Annotated in this window: 19 protein-coding genes and 2 pseudogenes; 10 read left to right on the plus strand and 11 right to left on the minus strand. The window is 63.1% G+C overall.

Annotated elements, in window-relative coordinates:
- Window positions 1-124 precede the first annotated feature (124 nt).
- From trbB to GM909_RS17175, 6 genes and pseudogenes are all read left to right on the plus strand, one after another.
- The gene (gene trbB, locus GM909_RS17150; RefSeq protein ID WP_157018044.1) at window positions 125-1,108 is read left to right on the plus strand and encodes a P-type conjugative transfer ATPase TrbB; all 984 of its coding nucleotides are present in this window, start codon (window positions 125-127) and stop codon (window positions 1,106-1,108) included.
- Window positions 1,105-1,437, plus strand: a complete 333-nt coding sequence (locus GM909_RS17155) for a TrbC/VirB2 family protein (RefSeq protein WP_157018046.1) — start codon at window positions 1,105-1,107, stop codon at window positions 1,435-1,437. Before trbB ends, GM909_RS17155 begins: the two co-directional genes overlap by 4 nt.
- Window positions 1,437-1,718, plus strand: coding sequence for a VirB3 family type IV secretion system protein (locus GM909_RS17160; protein WP_157018047.1), 282 nt, complete (start codon window positions 1,437-1,439; stop codon window positions 1,716-1,718). Before GM909_RS17155 ends, GM909_RS17160 begins: the two co-directional genes overlap by 1 nt.
- Window positions 1,719-1,731: 13 nt before the next feature.
- Window positions 1,732-2,320, plus strand: a pseudogene (locus GM909_RS17165) (conjugal transfer protein TrbE); the annotation flags it as partial.
- Window positions 2,310-2,735, plus strand: a pseudogene (locus tag GM909_RS17170) (TrbI/VirB10 family protein); the annotation flags it as partial. The pseudogenes GM909_RS17165 and GM909_RS17170, both read left to right, overlap by 11 nt.
- A complete protein-coding gene (locus tag GM909_RS17175) occupies window positions 2,732-2,968 on the plus strand; it encodes a DUF2274 domain-containing protein (RefSeq protein WP_157018049.1) in 237 nt (78 codons plus the stop codon). The pseudogene GM909_RS17170 and the gene GM909_RS17175, both read left to right, overlap by 4 nt.
- Here the strand turns inward: GM909_RS17175 and GM909_RS17180 are convergent.
- The 3 genes from GM909_RS17180 to GM909_RS17190 form a co-directional block, all read right to left on the minus strand.
- The gene (locus GM909_RS17180) at window positions 2,958-3,878 is read right to left on the minus strand and encodes a LysR family transcriptional regulator (RefSeq protein WP_235911954.1); all 921 of its coding nucleotides are present in this window, start codon (window positions 3,876-3,878) and stop codon (window positions 2,958-2,960) included. The two genes, GM909_RS17175 and GM909_RS17180, sit on opposite strands and share 11 nt — an antisense overlap.
- A 65-nt stretch (window positions 3,879-3,943) precedes the next feature.
- Entirely contained in the window at window positions 3,944-4,543 is a 600-nt protein-coding gene (locus GM909_RS17185; protein WP_157018053.1) for an acyl-homoserine-lactone synthase, read from the minus strand.
- Between the two features lie 78 nt (window positions 4,544-4,621).
- The gene (locus GM909_RS17190) at window positions 4,622-6,556 is read right to left on the minus strand and encodes a helix-turn-helix transcriptional regulator (RefSeq protein WP_157018055.1); all 1,935 of its coding nucleotides are present in this window, start codon (window positions 6,554-6,556) and stop codon (window positions 4,622-4,624) included.
- A 417-nt stretch (window positions 6,557-6,973) separates the two neighbouring features.
- Here GM909_RS17190 and GM909_RS17195 point away from each other — a divergent pair, with 417 nt between their 5' ends.
- On the plus strand, window positions 6,974-8,116 hold the full coding sequence (locus GM909_RS17195; RefSeq protein WP_328600467.1) for a Fic family protein: 1,143 nt from the start codon (window positions 6,974-6,976) through the stop codon (window positions 8,114-8,116).
- 738 nt (window positions 8,117-8,854) lie between these two features.
- On the opposite strand, the gene merA is transcribed toward GM909_RS17195, so the two are convergent.
- Genes merA through GM909_RS17215 form a run of 4 tightly spaced genes read right to left on the minus strand, consistent with a single transcriptional unit; the run spans window position 8,855 to window position 11,299 of the window.
- On the minus strand, window positions 8,855-10,282 hold the full coding sequence (gene merA, locus GM909_RS17200) for a mercury(II) reductase (RefSeq protein WP_157018059.1): 1,428 nt from the start codon (window positions 10,280-10,282) through the stop codon (window positions 8,855-8,857).
- Window positions 10,275-10,547, minus strand: a complete 273-nt coding sequence (gene merF, locus GM909_RS17205) for a mercury resistance system transport protein MerF (RefSeq protein WP_157018061.1) — start codon at window positions 10,545-10,547, stop codon at window positions 10,275-10,277. The genes merA and merF overlap by 8 nt, the downstream gene beginning before the upstream one ends.
- Window positions 10,548-10,551: 4 nt before the next feature.
- A complete protein-coding gene (locus GM909_RS17210) occupies window positions 10,552-10,884 on the minus strand; it encodes a heavy-metal-associated domain-containing protein (RefSeq protein ID WP_157018063.1) in 333 nt (110 codons plus the stop codon).
- Window positions 10,885-10,900: 16 nt separating this feature from the next.
- Window positions 10,901-11,299: a mercuric transporter MerT family protein gene (locus tag GM909_RS17215; RefSeq protein ID WP_157018064.1), complete on the minus strand. Its 399-nt coding sequence runs from the start codon at window positions 11,297-11,299 to the stop codon at window positions 10,901-10,903.
- A 75-nt stretch (window positions 11,300-11,374) separates the two neighbouring features.
- On the opposite strand from GM909_RS17215, the gene GM909_RS17220 reads away from it, so the two are divergent.
- A complete protein-coding gene (locus GM909_RS17220; protein WP_157018066.1) occupies window positions 11,375-11,788 on the plus strand; it encodes a MerR family transcriptional regulator in 414 nt (137 codons plus the stop codon).
- A 16-nt stretch (window positions 11,789-11,804) separates the two neighbouring features.
- Here the strand turns inward: GM909_RS17220 and GM909_RS17225 are convergent, their stop codons facing one another.
- From GM909_RS17225 to GM909_RS17240, 4 genes are read right to left on the minus strand one after another with little or no spacing between them, the layout of a single operon-like run.
- Window positions 11,805-12,197, minus strand: coding sequence for a 5-carboxymethyl-2-hydroxymuconate Delta-isomerase (locus tag GM909_RS17225; RefSeq protein ID WP_157018068.1), 393 nt, complete (start codon window positions 12,195-12,197; stop codon window positions 11,805-11,807).
- 3 nt (window positions 12,198-12,200) lie between these two features.
- Window positions 12,201-13,661 carry a glutamine synthetase family protein gene (locus GM909_RS17230; RefSeq protein WP_235911955.1) on the minus strand — a complete coding sequence of 487 codons (1,461 nt, stop codon included), beginning with the start codon at window positions 13,659-13,661 and terminating at the stop codon, window positions 12,201-12,203.
- A 3-nt stretch (window positions 13,662-13,664) separates the two neighbouring features.
- On the minus strand, window positions 13,665-14,129 hold the full coding sequence (locus GM909_RS17235) for a flavodoxin domain-containing protein (protein WP_157018070.1): 465 nt from the start codon (window positions 14,127-14,129) through the stop codon (window positions 13,665-13,667).
- The gene (locus GM909_RS17240) at window positions 14,126-15,358 is read right to left on the minus strand and encodes an FAD-dependent oxidoreductase (RefSeq protein ID WP_157018072.1); all 1,233 of its coding nucleotides are present in this window, start codon (window positions 15,356-15,358) and stop codon (window positions 14,126-14,128) included. Before GM909_RS17240 ends, GM909_RS17235 begins: the two co-directional genes overlap by 4 nt.
- 287 nt (window positions 15,359-15,645) lie before the next feature.
- On the opposite strand from GM909_RS17240, the gene GM909_RS17245 reads away from it, so the two are divergent.
- Window positions 15,646-16,071: a Rieske 2Fe-2S domain-containing protein gene (locus tag GM909_RS17245; protein ID WP_235911956.1), complete on the plus strand. Its 426-nt coding sequence runs from the start codon at window positions 15,646-15,648 to the stop codon at window positions 16,069-16,071.
- 63 nt (window positions 16,072-16,134) lie between these two features.
- On the plus strand, window positions 16,135-17,361 hold the full coding sequence (locus GM909_RS17250; protein WP_157018076.1) for an aromatic ring-hydroxylating dioxygenase subunit alpha: 1,227 nt from the start codon (window positions 16,135-16,137) through the stop codon (window positions 17,359-17,361).
- The last annotated feature ends 32 nt before the right edge of the window (window positions 17,362-17,393 follow it).

Raw genomic sequence — 17,393 nt, forward strand, 5'->3', positions numbered from 1 at the left:
AAACCGTCTGCGTGTCTTCATGCTGGATCGTCCTTTTCATCGATCGATCCACCTTAAGCCCCTGTCTCAGAAACCGGCACCACCTCTGATCGCCTGTCACATCCCCGCAAGCAACGGGGACGATATGGCAGCCACTCACCAGCAATCGGAAGCGATCCGGCGCGGCGCGCGCATGCTGCGAACGGCGCTTGGACCTGCCATCGCCCGATTTCTGGAAGATCCCGCAATCGTCGAAGTGATGCTCAACCCGGACGGACGCCTGTGGGTCGATCGTCTGGCAGAAGGGCTTGCCGACACCGGCGAACTGCTGCCCGTCGCCGATGGCGAGCGCATCGTGCGCCTGGTCGCACATCACGTCGGCGTAGAGGTGCATCCCCGAAGCCCCCGTGTGTCGGCGGAGCTTCCCGAGACGGGGGAGCGGTTCGAGGGCCTATTGCCACCGGTCGTGACGGCGCCCGCCTTTGCCATCCGCAAGCCGGCCGTCGCGGTGTTCGACCTCGATGATTATGTCGCCGCTGGCATCATGTCGGCGGATCAGGCCGCAGTTCTCCGTCAGGCTGTTATCGAGCGCGAGAACATACTTGTCGCAGGCGGCACCTCGACCGGCAAGACGACCCTGACCAACGCGCTGCTGGCCGAGGTGGCGAAGGGTGCTGATCGCGTCGTCATCATCGAGGACACGCGCGAGCTGCAATGCGCCGCGCCCAACCTCGTCGCCATGCGGACGAAGGATGGCGTTGCCACGCTCTCCGATCTGGTCCGTTCCTCGCTTCGTCTCAGGCCCGACCGCATCTCGATCGGCGAGGTGCGCGGCAGCGAAGCGCTCGACCTTCTCAAGGCATGGGGCACCGGCCATCCCGGCGGCATCGGCACCATCCATGCCGGCACCGGCATTGGCGCGCTGCGTCGCCTCGAGCAACTCATCCAGGAAGCCGTCGTCACCGTCCCGCGCGCACTGATCGCCGAGACGATCGATCTCGTTGCGGTGCTCTCCGGCCGTGGCGCCTCGCGCCGGCTCGCCGAGCTCGCCCGTGTCGAAGGGCTCGGACCGGACGGCGACTACCGCATCACCACAGCAAACCCGAATCCTGCAGGAGACCCATCATGATCCGTTTCGTCTCGCGCGGCTGCCGGCACATGGCGTCGGCCGTCGCCGCTGTGTCCATCAGCCTGATGCTGGCGCCCGCTGCCTATGCTTCGGGCTCGTCCATGCCGTGGGAACAGCCGCTCCAGCAGATCCTGGAGTCGATCGAGGGGCCGGTCGCCAAGATCATCGCGGTCATCATTATCATCATCACCGGCTTGACGCTGGCTTTTGGCGATACCAGCGGCGGTTTTCGCCGCCTGATCCAGATCGTCTTCGGTCTGTCGATCGCATTTGCCGCCAGTTCGTTCTTCTTGTCGTTCTTCTCGTTCGGCGGCGGGGCGCTGGTGTGATGCCGGGCATCCTCGAGCAGGCTGCTGAAGTGCCGGGCTTCACCGTTCCGGTCCATCGTGCGCTGACCGAGCACATCCTGCTCGGCGGCGCCCCGCGCTCGATAGCCATCATGAACGGCACCTTGGCCGGTGCGGTCGGCCTCGGCCTGCGGCTCTGGCTGGTCGGTCTGGCGATCTGGGCGATCGGTCATTTCGCGGCCGTCTGGGCAGCCAGACGCGACCCGCTCTTCGTCGAGGTCGGTCGCCGCCATCTGCGCATCCCCGATCACCTCACGGTCTGAAGGTGGCAGCGCGATGATGAACCTCGCTGAATACCGCCGCACTGCAAGCCGTCTGGCGGATTTCCTGCCCTGGGCAGCGCTCGTCGGCGAGGGCGTTGTGCTCAACAAGGATGGCAGCTTCCAGCGTTCGGCACGGTTTCGCGGTCCTGATCTGGATTCGGCCGTCGCGGCGGAACTGGTCGCTGTCGCGAGCCGCCTGAACAACGCCTTCCGCCGGCTCGGATCGGGCTGGGCGATCTTCGTCGAGGCGCAGCGGTACGAGGCCGCGGGCTATCCCGAAAGCCGCTTTCCGGATGCCGCGTCGGCGTTGGTCGATGCAGAGCGCAAAGCCGATTTCGAGGAAGCCGGTGCGCACTACGAGTCGAGCTACTTCCTGACATTTCTCCATCTGCCGCCGGTCGAGGACGCCGCCCGCGCGGAAAGCTGGCTTTACGAGGGCCGCGAGCAAACGGGCGTCAATCCGCACGAGAGTCTTGCAGCCTTCATCGACCGCACCGACCGCGTGCAGGCGTTGATCGACGGCTTCATGCCGGCGTGCCGCTGGCTCGATGACAGCGAGACGCTGACCTACCTGCATTCGACCGTCTCGACCAGGGCACGCGCGTCATCGGCTAATACAGCAATGATGTCGGATTCGGTCAGCGCCGAGTACTGCTCGTCTGGAACCGGCTGATCTTCCCCAACGGCCGCTCCATCGTGCTGGAGCGCCAGCCCGGCGCCGATGCCCAGGGCTATGTCGGGCTCGAGGACGGTGTCGATTATCATTGGTGGGATCTGGCCAAAGCCGCCGGCCTTTCGACACTGCTCGCGGTCGGCGCCGAACTGGCGATCGACGACGAAGATCGTCTGCTCAGTGCCATCCGTAATGGTGCCCAGGACACCATCAACGATGCCGGCCAGCAAATCGTCCAAAGGCAATTGCAGGCGGCCCCCACACTGACGATCCGGCCGGGCTTTCCCGTCCGCATTGTCATTACGCGAGACCTGGTTCTCGAACCTGCGGAGGCTGGCCGATGACCAAGCTGAAGCTCGGCGCAATCATGGACGACAAGCCGGTGAAGCTCACAATCGAGATTCCAGCCGCCGTGCATCGCGACCTTGTCGCCTATGCCGAGGTGCTCGGCCGAACGACGGGACAGCCTGCTTTGGCCCCCGCAAAGCTGATTGTCCCTATGCTGCAGCGCTTCATGGCGACCGATCGAGCTTTCGCAAAGGCCCGTCGGAATCGCGGCGGCGCAGCTAATTCCTGATTGACGCCGCGCCATTTCGGCAGCGTCGCAGCATCATGTCGAGAAAATTGCGATGAGGAACGTTCCGGTTGAAGGGAGACCAGATTGCTGTGACGGGAATTGAGTCCGGCGGCTCATCGTCGAGGTTCCGAAACTCGACCCTTGGAATCGCGATCGCGGTCGCGGATTCCGGCACCAGTGCGATGCCGTATCCCTCGGCAACCAACCGCATGAGTGTGTCTCGCCCCACGTTGAAACGATGGATATCTGGTTGGAGTCCTCGTTCACTGAACCGGTGCAACACGCGATCCAGCACCTGCGGCTCCATCCCGTCGTGGCGCACGAGGAAGGTCTCGGACGCGAGGTCCACCCAATCCAGTTCCTGCTCTTTGGCAAGGTCGTGGTGTGCGGGCAGGGCTGCAACAAGCTGCTCCATCCAAAGTTGTCTCGAGTGGCAGTCGGGAACGATCGCGGCCCCGATCACAAAGGCGATGTCGAGCTTGCCCTCGCGGATCTGCCGCAGCATGTCGCCGCGCTGCCCGTCGGTAATCTCGACAGCAATGCGAGGATAGGAGTCTCGGAAGCGCGCGAGGAGATCAGCAAGAGCATGAGAGATGAGAACGCCGACGAGTCCGATGCGAAGGCGGCCCAGCTCCCCGCCAGCGACCATCCCGGCCATCTTCACGGCATGATCGAGTTGACCAATGCCGACGGCGACATCCCGGAGGAATCGCTCGCCCGCCTCGGTAACCGTCACGCCGCGATGCCGCCGCTCGAATAGCAGCACGCCGAGATCTTCTTCCAATTGCTTGATCCGCTGGCTGAGGCCGGACTGACTGACGCCAAGCGCCGCGGCGGCGTGCCTGAAATTGAGATGCTCAGCGACGGCCGCCGCCTGCATCAACGCCACGAGCGGGATGCGGTATCCCAAGGGTGACCGCGCATGGATACTACCCTCGACCTGACCATCGTGGTGTCTCGGTTGACGGCGCCTCATCACACGGACGCGGGCTTGCTGGAGTTCCGCATTTCCCGCAGCCGCGCAAGCGTGCGACGGTCGAAACTCGCGGCTACCGCGAGCGTTTCCTCGCCGCCGATCGCTTTGGGAATTCCAAGCGGCACGACCCTGAAATGCAGTTGCACCAATCGCAGTAGCCAGAGCGGGTTCATCTCGATCAGGATCGTCGATACGCCGGTCTCAAGACCCCATTCGACGATGCCAGAGAGAAGGGCATTCGCCACCGGGCTCAACATCCGCCCCCGCTCGCGGCAACCTGGCTCGACGCAGTAGCGTGTCCATTCCCAGATATCCGGGCCGGCTGGTCGCTCGCTCTCGCACAGTTCCGGCAACACGTCCGAAAGGATATGAGGCCGGATTGTAGGCAGCATGCGCTGATAACCGACTACGCGATCATCAATGATGTAGAGCATGTGGACCGCGTGCTCATCGTCAAAGCGATCCGTCTCGCGGCCATCGTCGCTGCGAAGATCTGTCCAACCCTTTTCTTCGACAAAGATTCGATGACGCAACCGGAAGGCTTGATCCAGTTCCTTCCGGTGATTGTCGGCGTTCTGCGAAGTTACGATAAGAAGCATCGGTTGACCTCCGGCGTTGAAGTCAACCGAGGATGTTCTTATCGCCAGCCTCCGGGAATTACGAGAATCCGTAGGTAATCAGGAAATCAGCCCGAGGCGCAACGCTTCGGCGACCGCGTGCACTGTGTTGCCAACCCCTAGTCTTGCACGGACAGCCCGCAAATGCATGTCGGCGGTGTGGATGCTGACGTTCAGCCGTTCGGCTATTTCGTCGTTCGTAAGCCCTTCGGAGGCCCAGGCCACTGCCTCACGTTGCCGACGTGAGAGATGGACTGTGCGGCGGTCAAAGCGCAGCATCAGGAACGATCGGACGGCTTCTGCCGCCGGGCGACGATAGAGCCGCTCGTCCGGCATGAGCCGGAGGATCTCTTCCGTGATCTTCCGATATTCGCCGACCGGGCTTTCGGCCTCCAATACCGGCATGATCGGCTCGAACGGGTCACGATGGACCCGCGCGACGCGCTGGATCTCCTTCACGCGGGAGGACGCATGCTTGAAATAGACGTCGCAAGCATCGTCCCAGTCGGCACAGGCGCGGTCGATGTCCGCCTGTGTAACCAGTCCCTTGATCGGCTGGAGCCGTGATCCGAGACGAGGGTGCTGCCGCAGCCAGCCCGTTTCCCTCCGGGTGAGGGCGAGCGAAATTCGCAGCATGTCCACTTCCCAGGCCGTGTAGAAACCGCGCCGCCTCTCGCGCCATTGCACGTACCAGTCCCAGATCGAGGGGAAAACGAGCAGCCCGAAGGTCAGGTGTTGCAGCGGCACGCCGTAGCCACGCACGGGTCCGCGCGGATGGGCGGCCAATGCGCCGAACATCAGGCCGAGATGCTCGACCTTCTGCGAAGCCGTCTCCTCACCCCAGACGCCGTTCCGCTGCAGACCGAATGCCGTGAGCGTTGCGGTCTTGAAACGGATCAGTTCGGCCATTTCCATGGCGAGGACAGGTGGAGCGTCTATGACACCAGATCGCAGATCGGGATCGGTGAAGGAAATGCTGTCTTCGTCCTGCTCTTCGTATCTGTTTGGGCGGTGGTCATCCGCAGCGTCAGATTGGCCGTAGGTGATCCCTGGAAAACGGATTGCGTAGCGCTGCTTCATCGCGGCCGCCTGGAACCGTCTATAGTCGGTCGAGCCCCTGATGATGACGCGCTGAACCCATTCAAGGATTTCCTCCTGTTCCTGGCGCGGGCGTGTGTTGAAATCATCGGGTAGGTGCCAGGCGAGCCGCCGCCGCTCGGCCGGGCTAATGTCGTCAAGGATGTGGCCCGAGGCCGACCGAGTCTGATGCGGGAGCTTTGCCTTGAAGTATCCCGCCGGGAGGCGATAGCGGCGCTCGATGCGACCGAGGACCTCCATGCTCGCCACGCTACGGGGCGCCTTCGATCCCTGCAGCCAGTGGCGGATCGTCGAATGGTCGAGCTTTTCGCCATCGCGGACGACGGCACGGTGGAGATGCCAATAGCTGTCGCCGTGGCGGCGCATGTGCAGCTCAAGCGCCTCCCGAAAGGTTGGTGGGTCGAGCCAGTCATCGAAGAGGGGCGTTGGGAACTCTTCGATCGCGCGCGGCTTGATGCCGGGCTTCAGCCGGTTCGTCGTCGGCTGCTGCTCCGATCGATCCTTCGCGCCAATGTGGCCGGCAGCGCTCGCCTTTTCCACTGGCTGTCGCGGAGGACGGCCACGTCGCGGACGCGGCTTTGAATCCTGTGTATCTCGGATCGTGGCGGGGGCGCGTTTGGTTTGGTTTTTCGTGTTCCGCACGATGGCATCCAGAGCCGGTTCAATCACCGCTCTTGCGCCCCGAAGAGCATCCCTGTCGAGGCTGCATTGAAGGGCGATTTCGTCCCAATCGTAGCCGCGCACCTTGCGAGGCGGCGTTTGCGACTGGGCGATCAGACAGAGGAGAAATTCTTTGATCCGTGTGCTTTCCTGCGGGGGCAATGCGGGATCGACACGGAGGCGGCAGAAGTCGGAGATCTTGCGGGCAAGCAGTTTGGTATGCGGAAGGTCAGGCATGTGAGTAGGCTATGAAGATTCTCTGGGGTGATTGACGAAGGCTGCGGTCCTATCCGATTCGTCGCGTCGGATGCCCAATCTCCTTGTCATTGCGCTCGCACTGCTGAGCGGACGGCTTTATGCTTCTGATGGAGTCGGTCCAGAGCGACGAGCCTATTTAAGCTCGCTTACATTAGCACGCTGCGCCTTGCTGCCGGACCGACGTCAAGGTCGCGTTCCCGTCGAAGGAATGGGAACGTCTCCACTGGAGGGCGTTAGGAACGATTCCTTGACTAATGGCTGTCATTAGTAAAGTCTCCGTTCCCAGTGGAGTCGGCAGGGAATGCTGTCGTGCCTTGCATTCACTATACCAACGAGATCGATCCTGGGGTGAGCCGCAAACAGATGCCGAAGCGTACCACGGGCCGATATGAAAGCGTGACCGCCGGCGGCGAGAAGGTTGATGCCTTCATTCCCTTCGATCTGCCGCCCGCGCGGCCAGCGCTCGTTGTTGACGGCAAGCTCGAGCATCGCCTCCGCGAAGCCGAGCTGGCGCTCGTTCGGCTCGACCTTGCAGGCGAGATGGTGCCTTCGTTCGATTGGTTTATCTACGCGTTCGTGCGCAAGGAAGCGGTGATCTCGTCGCAGATCGAGGGCACCCAGGCATCGCTCGTCGACCTTCTCACCTTCGAGGCCGAAGAGCAGCCTGCGGCCAATGCCGATATCGAGGAGATCACGAACTACCTCGATGCGCTCGCCTATGCCCGCGGCCAACTCGCAGCGAAGCGCGGCCTTCCGCTTTCGATGCGGCTATTGAATGAGACGCACAAGCGGTTGATGCGCGGTGTGCGGGGCTCGAACAAGCAACCTGGAGACGTGCGTCACAGCCAGAACTGGATTGGCGGAAGCCGGCCGGGGAATGCGGCATACGTGCCGCCGGCGCCTGACAAGCTCCCCCAGCTCCTCAGCGAGTTCGAGAGATACATCCATGCCGACGACCCGCTGCCGCCGCTCGTGCGTATGGGCCTCCTGCATGTTCAGTTCGAAACCATTCATCCCTATCTCGACGGCAACGGTCGGATCGGTCGGCTGCTGGTCGCGCTCCTGCTGGAGCACTGGGGTCTGCTGAGAGCTCCGCTCCTTTATCTCAGCCTCTTTTTCAAACGCCACCGGGAAGAATATTATCGGCGGCTCAACCTCGTGCGGCTGGAAGGAGACTGGGAGGGCTGGACCGACTTCTTTCTCGACGGGGTCGCCACGATCGCCGATGAAGCAGTCGCCTCGGCGCGCGAATTGTTCAATCTTGTCAGCGCGGACCGGGCGCGGCTCCTCGGCGCCGAGTCCGCTTCCGTCTCGGCGTTCAGACTGTTCGAGCAGCTTCCCCGCCACCCGATCGTGTCGGTGGCCTCCGCCATGAAGCTGGTCGATGCGAGCAAGCCGACCGCAACCCGCGCGATCGAAGCGCTGGCCGAAGTCGGCATCCTCGTGGAAACGACAGGAAAGAAACGCGACCGCAGCTTCGCTTATCGCGCCTATATGGAGCGTCTGCGGGCGGGAACGGATTTGAACAGCAGCGACTGAAGAGGCGGGGCCGATGACCGCCGAAATCCTGGCCTTGTGCTTGTGCGAATTGGCCCACCGTGGCGGCGCTTCGGCTGGCGGAATCGTCGGCAAAACCTTGGCAGTCGCCATGCCGACGCCAGAGGTACTCCAAATTCGGACTGGAAACATCTGTAGAATCAAGTGCTTGCAAACGACCGTCAAATATACCGTCAGATCGTCTGCCTTGGATTGGCAACTCAATGGCGTGGCAAGGAGGGCGAATGTGTTGTAAGATCAGGGTCTTACCTCGTCCCGGCATTTGGGCTTCCGGGCTGATTGACGATGTGTCCCCGGGCGTCAACGACGATGGAGTGAACCGAATTTGTGAGTGACTTCAATGGTTTCGCCACACCGCAGATTCTGCGAATTGATCATTCAGCGTCAGGAATGCATGCCGCATGCGCGACCTCCGGATTCCTCAATGAAATCGCATCACTAAAAATTGACGGTAAAAGTGACGGTAGTTCGGAATCCTGTAATTAAAAAAACTTTCTGAAAAACAATTAGTTATCAGTCTCGTAAATGATGGAGTGGGAATAATCTGGCGTTCTTCGCGGGCTCATTTCGGTGAGGGTGTAGAGGAGCTCGGTGAGGGTGTAAAGGAGCGTCTAATGACCATCGTGGAGACCATGCCGGGAACATCGGCCAGCACACCAGAATGCGACGTAATTCACTGAAATTGCGAATGATATTGTCCCGTCTCTGCCGCCGGCATCCTTACCCGGCGCAGCAGGAAAGCTTGGCGACATCCTTGCTGAAGCCCTGGGCGGCGAGTTTCAGCCCTTCCACAGTGGTGAGGTGAGGAAAGATCGTCTCGCCCAGATCCTTCGTCGTCATGCCGAATTTGATGACCAACGCCGCGGACTGGATGCTGTCGGCCCCTTCGGGGGCGAGGATCTGGCAGCCGAGCAATCGATCCGATTTCGCATCCGCGACCAGCTTGACGAGCCCGCGCGTATCGCGAGCGGCGAGAGCGCGCGGGACGGAGTCGAGCGGCAGTGTCGAGGTCTTCACCTGAAATCCTTTGCTTTTCGCCTGGCCCTCGGAAAGGCCGACGCCGGCAAGTTGCGGATCGGTGAACACCACCCACGGCATGGCACTGTTGTCGTAGGTGAGGCTGTCGCCGTTCAGCGCATTGCTTGCCGCGAGCTTCGCGCCATAGGCCGCCATATAGACGAACTGGTCGCGGCCCGTGACGTCACCGGCGGCGTAGACGCCTGCCTTCGAGGCGCGCATCCGTTCGTCGACGACGATGCCGCCATTCGGGGCCAATTCGATGCCGGATTCCGTCAGGCCGAGGCCGGCGGTATTGGGCGAGCGGCCGGTCGTCACCAGGATGTGTTCGACATGAAGCGTTTCGCAGCGGCCATTGACGTCGATGGTCAGAGCGATTTCATCGTCCCGGCTGGCGATCCCGGCATAGCTCAGTCCGGCACGAACCGTCACGCCCTCGGCGGCCAGATAGCCGGCGAGGGCCTCGGCAATTTCAGGTTCGGCTTCGGGAAGCAGGCGCGAGCGCGTAACCAGAGTTACGGCAGTTCCCGCGCGGGCGAACATCTGCGCCAGTTCGCACCCTATATAGCCGCCGCCGATGACCAGAAGGGAGCGCGGCCGGTCCTCAAGTTCCAACGCGGTGGTGCTGGTGAGGTAAGGAACGTTCTCGATGCCGGGGATGGGGGGAATGGCTGGCGAGGCGCCCGTCGTCACAATGATCTTGTCTGCAGCAATGGGTTGGCGGGCCAACAGCACGCCGGCACCATTCAGCCGCGCGCGTCCTTGCATGTAGGCGATCGCGTTATATTCGGGCAGCAGGTCGATATACTTCCTCTGCCGCAATGTGCCGACCAGATCGTCCTTGGCCGCGACCAGCGCACGCCAGTCGTTGACATGGGCTTCGCCGTTCAATCCGGGAAACCGGCCTGCCGCGCGGGCGCCATACAGGGTTTCGGCAGCGCGGATCATGGTCTTGGAGGGAACGCAGCCGACATTGACGCAGGTGCCGCCAATCGTGCCATGGCCGATCAGCGCGACATTCGCGCCCTGCTCGGCGGCCGTAATGGCAGCTGAAAAGCCCGCCGAGCCCGCGCCGATGACGGCAAGGTCGTATCCCTTCCGGTTCTCCGCTGTGTTGCAGCAGTCAGCCATGTCCGTCCCCTTCTTGGCGCGGTTGCGTCCTGCTTGATTGCGTTTCCGACGAGCAACAGTCGGCCGCCCGCTGCCGCCGCCACAGTCCGTAAGCGGCTGTCGCGAGGAACAGGGCGAGCGCCGGAAGGGCCACGTAATCCACCCAGACGACCCAGGCAGACAATCCCAGAGCACCGAGTGCGATGACCAGGATTGGCGTGGCGCAGCAGACCGCGGCAATGGCCGACCCGACGATGCCGGTTTTGAAGATCGCGGCGTCCTTCACCGGCTCAGTCCTTCACCGCGGCCGGGTATCCGGCATTGGTCGAGGCGGCGGCAATGGTTTCGATCGTTGTCATGGACGGATCGAATACCACGGTCGCCGTCCTGGCATCGAAATCGACCTCGACTTGTCTCACGCCTTCGACACCTTCCATCGCCTTTCTCACCGTGACGGGGCAGAGCGCGCAGGTCATGCCCGGCACGTCGAAGGTGGCGGCTCGTTCGGTTTCCGCCGCCTGCGCGGACGAAACGAGAACCGGTGCAGGGGCAGAAACGATAAGGGGAAGGCCGGAGACCCCGACAGCCAGAAATCCCGCCATAGCGATGAGAAGTCGTTTCATGCTCAGTGCCTCCAGATCAGTAGAAGAACGGCGCCCACCAGTTGATGGTCAGCGCCAGGACGACCAGAACCGTGGAAAGCCACAGGGCCGATTTGGCGATGAGGGCGGATTCGGCACGGGCGCAGCGCGACCCGTCCTCGCATGCAGGCTTGGCGTTGAAATAGACCCGCCGGAAGCCGAATCCGATGAAGACGAGCGCGACGCCGGCAAAGATCGGCTTATAGGGTTCGAGCGCCGTCAAGCTGCCGATCCAGGTGCCCGATACACCGAGCGTCAACAGTACCAGCGGTGCGATACAGCAGGTCGAAGCCAGGATGGCGCCGATCACTCCGCCGGCGGCAAACCAGCCTTGTCGCCGATCGGCAGCTTGCGCCGGCGCGTCCAACACAACGGTCTCGATTTTTGTCTCGCTCATGCGGTTCGCCCTCGATTTCCAGTCGCAAGCAAGCTACGGTCTGTAGCAACTACAGACTCAAGGGAAATTCGGGCAATGGCCGATCACGGTTCCGGGAAGCGGTTGCAGCGCGCCGAGCTGGCAAGGCGCACGGGCTGCAACCTCGAAACCATCCGCTATTACGAGAAGATCGGCATGATGCCCGATCCGCCACGCACCGCTTCGGGTTACCGCATCTACGACGATAGCCACGTCTCGCGGCTGCGCTTTATCCTGCGTGCCCGCGAACTCGGCTTTTCCATCGAGCAGGTCCGCGGCCTGCTCGATCTCGTCGATGGCGGCAGGCAGACCTGCGCCGAGGTGAAGGAGCGAACCGAGCGGCACCTCTGCGATGTGCGGGCCAAGATCGCCGATCTCAAGCGGATCGAGAAGGTGCTGGCGACGACGGCCGCGCAATGCTCCGGCGAGGACGTGCCGGAATGTCCGGTGCTGGAGGCGCTGGCATCGTAATAGCGTTATTCACAATCTAAGCCGGTGCGGCGCTGGAGGAGGAAACTGATCGCATCGCCTCCTGGCCATGCCGCACGCGCTTCTTGTAGGCATGGGCATCCATGTCGCGGATGTCGACGCTGATCGCGTCGGCCTGCGGACAGGTCTCAACGAGGGCCGCGCGGCAGGCGATGGAGAGCGCTTCCTTCTGGTCCGGGGTCCGGCCTTCGAGCAACGAAAGCGTCAGATGCACGAAGCCGCTCGATCCGTCGTTGAGCTGGAACTGGGCATAAGGGATCGCCCGCAATTTCAGGTCGGCGCGGCGCACGGTGCCTGTATTGGCCGCCGCCTCGCACAGCGACCGCATCATTGCGGCAATGTCCGGCGCGGGATCGAGCGAGTCGGAATATTCGATGACGAGATGCGGCATGCGTCAAAAGAGCGAGAAATATTCGCTCTGCTCCCATTCCGAGACCGTCATCAGGTAGCGTTCCCATTCGGCGTGCTTGATGTGCGACAGGTAACGCACGAAATCCGCGCCCAGCGTCTCGCGATAGAAGGCGCTTGCGTCGAAGCGCTCCAGCGCGGCGATCAGGCTGCGCGGCAGGCTGGCCGCCTCGCTGGCATAGGGGTTTTCGACCGGCGGCGGCGTCTTCAGGTCGCGCCTGATGCCGTCGTGACCGCTCAGGATCTGCGAGGCGATGAACAGATAGGGATTGGCCGTCGGCTCGGCGACGCGGCTTTCCACCCGCGAGGCCTTGTCGCCGGGCGTCATCAGCCCGCGTATCATCGCCCCCTTGTTGTCACGGCCCCACTGGACGCGGTCGGGAGCGAGCTGGAAGGGCTGGTAGCGCTTGTAGCCGTTGACGGTTGGCGTCGTCAGCAGACAGCTTTCCTCGGCGTGGTCGAGCAGGCCGGCGATCCAGTTGTCGGCGACCTTCGACAGGGCGCCGGCGTCTTGCGGCATCATCTGATTTTCGCCCGTGCGGCTATCGACGATCGACTGGTGCATGTGCCAGCCGCTGGGAACGATGCCGTTCAGCTTCGGACGGCACATGAAGGTCGCGTGCAGGCCCTTGCGCGCGCAGATCTGCTTGACCAGCGAGCGAAACAGCACGGTTGCGTCGGCCTGTTCCAGAGGTGCGCCGGGCGCGAAGGTGAATTCGCACTGGCTGGGGCCGAACTCGGCCTCCATGGAGCGCACGGGCAGGCCGACCTGCTGGCAGGCGCGCCTGAGATCGTCCATGACGTCCTCCAGCGCGTCGTAACGCGCCTCGGTGAGATACTGGTAGCCATGCGCCACGAGGCTGGTTTCCGGCGGCACCGCGGGCATGCCGGAATCGGTGTGGTCAAGCCGGCTCTTGTCGACGCGGAAGACGTAGAACTCGAATTCCAGCCCGCACACCATGGCGAGATTGTCCTGCGCCAGGCCCTCAATGGCCCGCTTGAGGATGGAGCGCGTGCAAAACGGCATCTCGCTGCCGTCCCTGTCGCGCAGGTCGCACAGGATCCAGCCGCTATGGGACGACCAGGGCAGGACCTTGAACGTATCCGGGTCCGGCACGATCATCACGTCGCCGGCGCCGGTGAACTTGCCGGGGCCGAAACCGATATCATCCTCCCATACGGGGAAGACGGTGCGATGCGAGGTATCCTTCAACAGCAGGGTCGACGTCATCGCCAGGCCGTCGCGAAAGGTCCCTTCCAGCGCCTCCGGGACGATCGTCTTGCCGCGCAGCACGCCGTGCTGGTCGACGAAGGAAAGCCGCACCGTCTCGAGTCCGGATTTCCGGATGCGTTCCAGCACATCGGCTGCCGCGCGGGCCTGTTCGTCGGTCAATCGCGACTTGCCGGATTTCAGATCCGCCGGCGTGGTGTCAAACGCTTCCGTCACGATTTACCCTTCCTCTTGTTCGACTGACATGTTTGCCAGGATATCGGTAATCCACGGCAGGGCTATATCCTCGGGCAGATCGTCGCCGGAGGCGTCGTGCGTCAGGCGGGCGCCGATCTGCGTCGCGCCGCGCGCCTTGAACTTCGCCGCGAGCTTTTCGGAGCCCTGCGTGAAAGTTTCGTCATATTCGGCGTCGCCCAGTCCGAAGATGGCGAAACGTACGCCGGAAAGATCGTGCGCGCCGTCTTCGAGCCTGTCGGCGAAGGGCTGCGCCGAAGCCGGCAGGTCGCCGTCGCCATAGGTGGAACACACGACGACGTGGAAGGTCTCTCCGTCGAGCGCCGCCGGATCGGTGTCGGCGAGGTTGCGGCAGGTCACGTCGTGGTCGTCCTCCAGGGCCGACTGGATGTCCTCTGCGAGCATCTCAGCATTGCCGGTTTCCGTGCCATAAAGGACGCATATCTTCATTGGTCGATATCCTGCTGTGTCGCGGCGCGCAGTAGCTCGCCGGTCGAAGGCAGCTTCTGCCGGCAGCGCTCGGGTGTGCTGCGCGCCAGTTCGGCCGCATCTATTCGCTGCCACCCCGCATAGTCCACGACGTTTTCGAGTTTGTGAAAAATTGCCGGGCCGGCGCGCGCGGGATCTGGGGCCATTTCCTCGAGGATCGCTGCCGCGGTGGCCTGCGCCTCGGTCCGGCTGTCGGGGATGGTGCCGCGGGGGCCGCGGCGAAACCAGCCCGCCGCAAAGAGGCCGTCGGCCAGCTTGCCGGCCTCCCTCTCGCCCGCTTCGTCGAGGAGCGTGGCGCGATCGAGGTCGCCGTTGGAATCAAAGCCGATCGCCGTCAGGACGGACGAGGCCCGTACGGTCTCCTCGCCGTTCGGTCCCTCGACGCGCAGGCCGGCGACGCGATCCTTGCCTTCGACGGAAAGCGGGCGGAGTTCGAACCGGAACGTGACCTTGAGCGGTCCGCTGCCGTGCCCGTCGATGGCGGCAAGTGCCTCGAGACGTTTTTGCTCTTCCGGTTCCTCCGACCGACCGGCGCCCTCGACCTTGATCGACACGTTGCCGAGCTTGCCCAGTTCCCGGATCATCACCGGATCGAACTTGGCGCGGGCCGCCGGGGACCGTCCGACGATCGTGATCGCTTCAAACGCGTTGCCGGCAAGCCAGGCACTTGGTCCCGGGCCGAGGTCCGTGCCGTTCAGTTCCTCGGATGTCTTGCAGAGAAGACGCAGAAGATCGATGGCAACATTGCCGTTGCCAAGGATCAGCGGATGCGGCCCGAGAGCGGGCAGGGCGCCTGCCTGCGGATGCTCGTGCAGGGCGCGCGTCAAGGCGGCGGCGCCGTGGACGCCGGGCAGGTCGCCGCCGGGAATGGAAAGGCGGCGGTCTTCGCACAGGCCTGCGGCCAGCACGACCGCGTCATAGGCCTCGCGCAACGCCTTCAGCGTCACGTCGCGCCCGATATGGACGTTTCCGAAGAATCTTGCGCCCTGGCGCTCGAAGATGCGGGCGAACTGGCGCATAACGCCTTTCGTGCCCTGGTGGTCCGCCGCCACGCCATAGCGAACAAGCCCGAACGGCACCGGCAGCGCATCGATGAGATCGACCTCGAGGCCGGGATCGGCTTTCAGGAATGCCTGGGCCACGTAGCACCCGGAGGGGCCTGCCCCCACGATCGCGATCTTTCCCGCCATGCCGTCAGGCTCCCCCGCCAGGCATGACAAGCCGTCCCGTTGCGGTCCTGCCTGGTTGCGGCAGCCGCGCGGGTATTCGAGCCTCATGAATGGCCATGTCACTCAGGAGTGCTGTTTTCGCCCCTTCGGGGCCGGGCCGTGTCGTGGTCATTGACTTAAGGGAAAAATGCCATATGTTCATTATGCGATCATTAGTTCATATATCGCACAAAATTCTGGACGTAAAGCGGTATTGTCAAGCGTGGCGGTGACACCAGCTTCGAGAATCCGATGCTATGAGGCCTGATGTGACGGATCAGATCGACAACGGGGAAACGACGGCACCGAACGCCTGGATCAAGGCTGCCGCGAGCGCCGGCCTTGCCGGACCTCGGCCGGTCATTGCGGTCACGCTTTATGGCCAGCGGCTGGTGCTGTTTCGCGACGACGAAGGCGAACTCGGCCTGATCGGGCGGCACTGCCCGCACCGCGGCGCCGACCTTTGCTTCGGCCGGCGCGAGGACAACGGCTTGCGCTGCCCGTTTCACGGCTGGCACTTCGACCGTACGGGCCAGTGCGTCGAGCAGCCGGCGGAACCGGAAGACTCCACCATGTACAAGACGATCAAGCTGCCCAGCTATCCGGTGGTGGAAAAAGACGGTTTCATCCTGACCTATATGGGCGAGGGCGAACCACCGGCGATTGCCGGCCTCGCGGACGCACAGCAGTCATAGGGCAATATCCCTGTTCGCTCGTGCGTCGCGGCGTGCGAGACAATCAGATCGGAGGAGTTCGACATGATCAGCCAGAAATTGAACGATCAGATCACCCGCGTCGGTCCCGGCACGGCGGCCGGTGCCGTCTTGCGGCGCTATTGGCAGCCCGCCGCCCTCGTCGATGAGGCGCAGGGCGAAAACCCCGTCGTGCCGGTCAACCTTCTGGGCGAAAGGCTGGTCCTGTTGCGCGGCGAGAGTGGCGAGCTCGTCCTCAAGACCCGCGTGACGACGCCGGATGAGTCGCCTGCCTTCTACCCCGATGCCGATGCAATCGACGTGCTCGATGACGGACCGACTTACCCCGTCGTCGAGAAGAAGGGCATTGTCTTCGCCTATATGGGGCCGGGCGAGGCACCGGAGTTTCCCAATTTCGACTGTTTCCGCGCGCCCGACAGCCACGTCTTCGCCTTCAAGGGCCTGTGGGAGTGCAACTGGCTCCAGGCGCTCGAAGTCGGCATCGATCCCGCACACGCCTCCTTCCTGCACCGCTTCCTGCAGGACGAGGATCCGGAAGACAGCTACGGCAAGCAGTTTCGCGACAAGGCGGCGCACACCGACATGCCGATGACGCAGGTCCTGCGCGAATATCCGCGGCCCGACATCGAGGTCGAGGAAACGGAGTTCGGGCTGAAGATCACGGCGCTGCGCCACATGGAGAATGATCTGACCCATGTGCGTGTCACCAACCAGATCTTCCCCGAGGCGATCTGCATTCCCATGTCGCGCGAGATGACCATCACGCAGTGGCATGTGCCGATCGATGACGAGAATTGCTACTGGTACACGATATTCACCAGCTTCGCGAAGCCGGTCGACAAGGACCTCATGCGTGCCCAGCGGTTGAAGGAACATCGCCTGCCTGATTATGCGCCGCTGAAGAACCGGTCGAACAATTATCACTACGATCCGGAGGAGCAGAAGTCCCTGACCTATACGGGCATGGGTCTCGACATCAACGTACACGACCAGTGGGCAGTCGAAGGGCTGGGCCGCATCCAGGATCGCACGCGCGAGCATCTGGGCCGCGGCGACGCGGCGATCGTGCGTTACCGCCTGATGCTGCGCAAGGCGATCAAGGCCGTCGAAAACAACAAGGAAGATGCGCTTCCGATGCGCGCCGGACCCGTGAACGGGATCGTCGGGCCATTGTCGAACGATGCGATCGCCTCGACGGGCGATTGGAAGGAGGCGAGCTGGCAGGCCGATATGCAACGTCGCGCCGAATGCCCCTGGGACGCCTCCGTCTGAGCGGGAAAACACGCATGTCGTCGGCCGGCGGC

The organism is Mesorhizobium xinjiangense, from assembly GCF_009749525.1.
GTDB classification, from domain to species: Bacteria; Pseudomonadota; Alphaproteobacteria; order Rhizobiales; family Rhizobiaceae; genus Mangrovimarina; species Mangrovimarina xinjiangensis.

Coding starts and splice junctions, on each gene's coding strand:
- trbB (WP_157018044.1), top strand. CDS start 125: ATGGCAGCCACTCACCAGCAATCGGAAGCGATCCGGCGCGGCGCGCGC.
- GM909_RS17155 (WP_157018046.1), top strand. CDS start 1,105: ATGATCCGTTTCGTCTCGCGCGGCTGCCGGCACATGGCGTCGGCCGTC.
- GM909_RS17160 (WP_157018047.1), top strand. CDS start 1,437: ATGCCGGGCATCCTCGAGCAGGCTGCTGAAGTGCCGGGCTTCACCGTT.
- GM909_RS17175 (WP_157018049.1), top strand. CDS start 2,732: ATGACCAAGCTGAAGCTCGGCGCAATCATGGACGACAAGCCGGTGAAG.
- GM909_RS17185 (WP_157018053.1), bottom strand. CDS start 4,543: ATGCTTCTTATCGTAACTTCGCAGAACGCCGACAATCACCGGAAGGAA.
- GM909_RS17190 (WP_157018055.1), bottom strand. CDS start 6,556: ATGCCTGACCTTCCGCATACCAAACTGCTTGCCCGCAAGATCTCCGAC.
- merA (WP_157018059.1), bottom strand. CDS start 10,282: ATGGCTGACTGCTGCAACACAGCGGAGAACCGGAAGGGATACGACCTT.
- GM909_RS17210 (WP_157018063.1), bottom strand. CDS start 10,884: ATGAAACGACTTCTCATCGCTATGGCGGGATTTCTGGCTGTCGGGGTC.
- GM909_RS17215 (WP_157018064.1), bottom strand. CDS start 11,299: ATGAGCGAGACAAAAATCGAGACCGTTGTGTTGGACGCGCCGGCGCAA.
- GM909_RS17220 (WP_157018066.1), top strand. CDS start 11,375: ATGGCCGATCACGGTTCCGGGAAGCGGTTGCAGCGCGCCGAGCTGGCA.
- GM909_RS17225 (WP_157018068.1), bottom strand. CDS start 12,197: ATGCCGCATCTCGTCATCGAATATTCCGACTCGCTCGATCCCGCGCCG.
- GM909_RS17235 (WP_157018070.1), bottom strand. CDS start 14,129: ATGAAGATATGCGTCCTTTATGGCACGGAAACCGGCAATGCTGAGATG.
- GM909_RS17240 (WP_157018072.1), bottom strand. CDS start 15,358: ATGGCGGGAAAGATCGCGATCGTGGGGGCAGGCCCCTCCGGGTGCTAC.
- GM909_RS17250 (WP_157018076.1), top strand. CDS start 16,135: ATGATCAGCCAGAAATTGAACGATCAGATCACCCGCGTCGGTCCCGGC.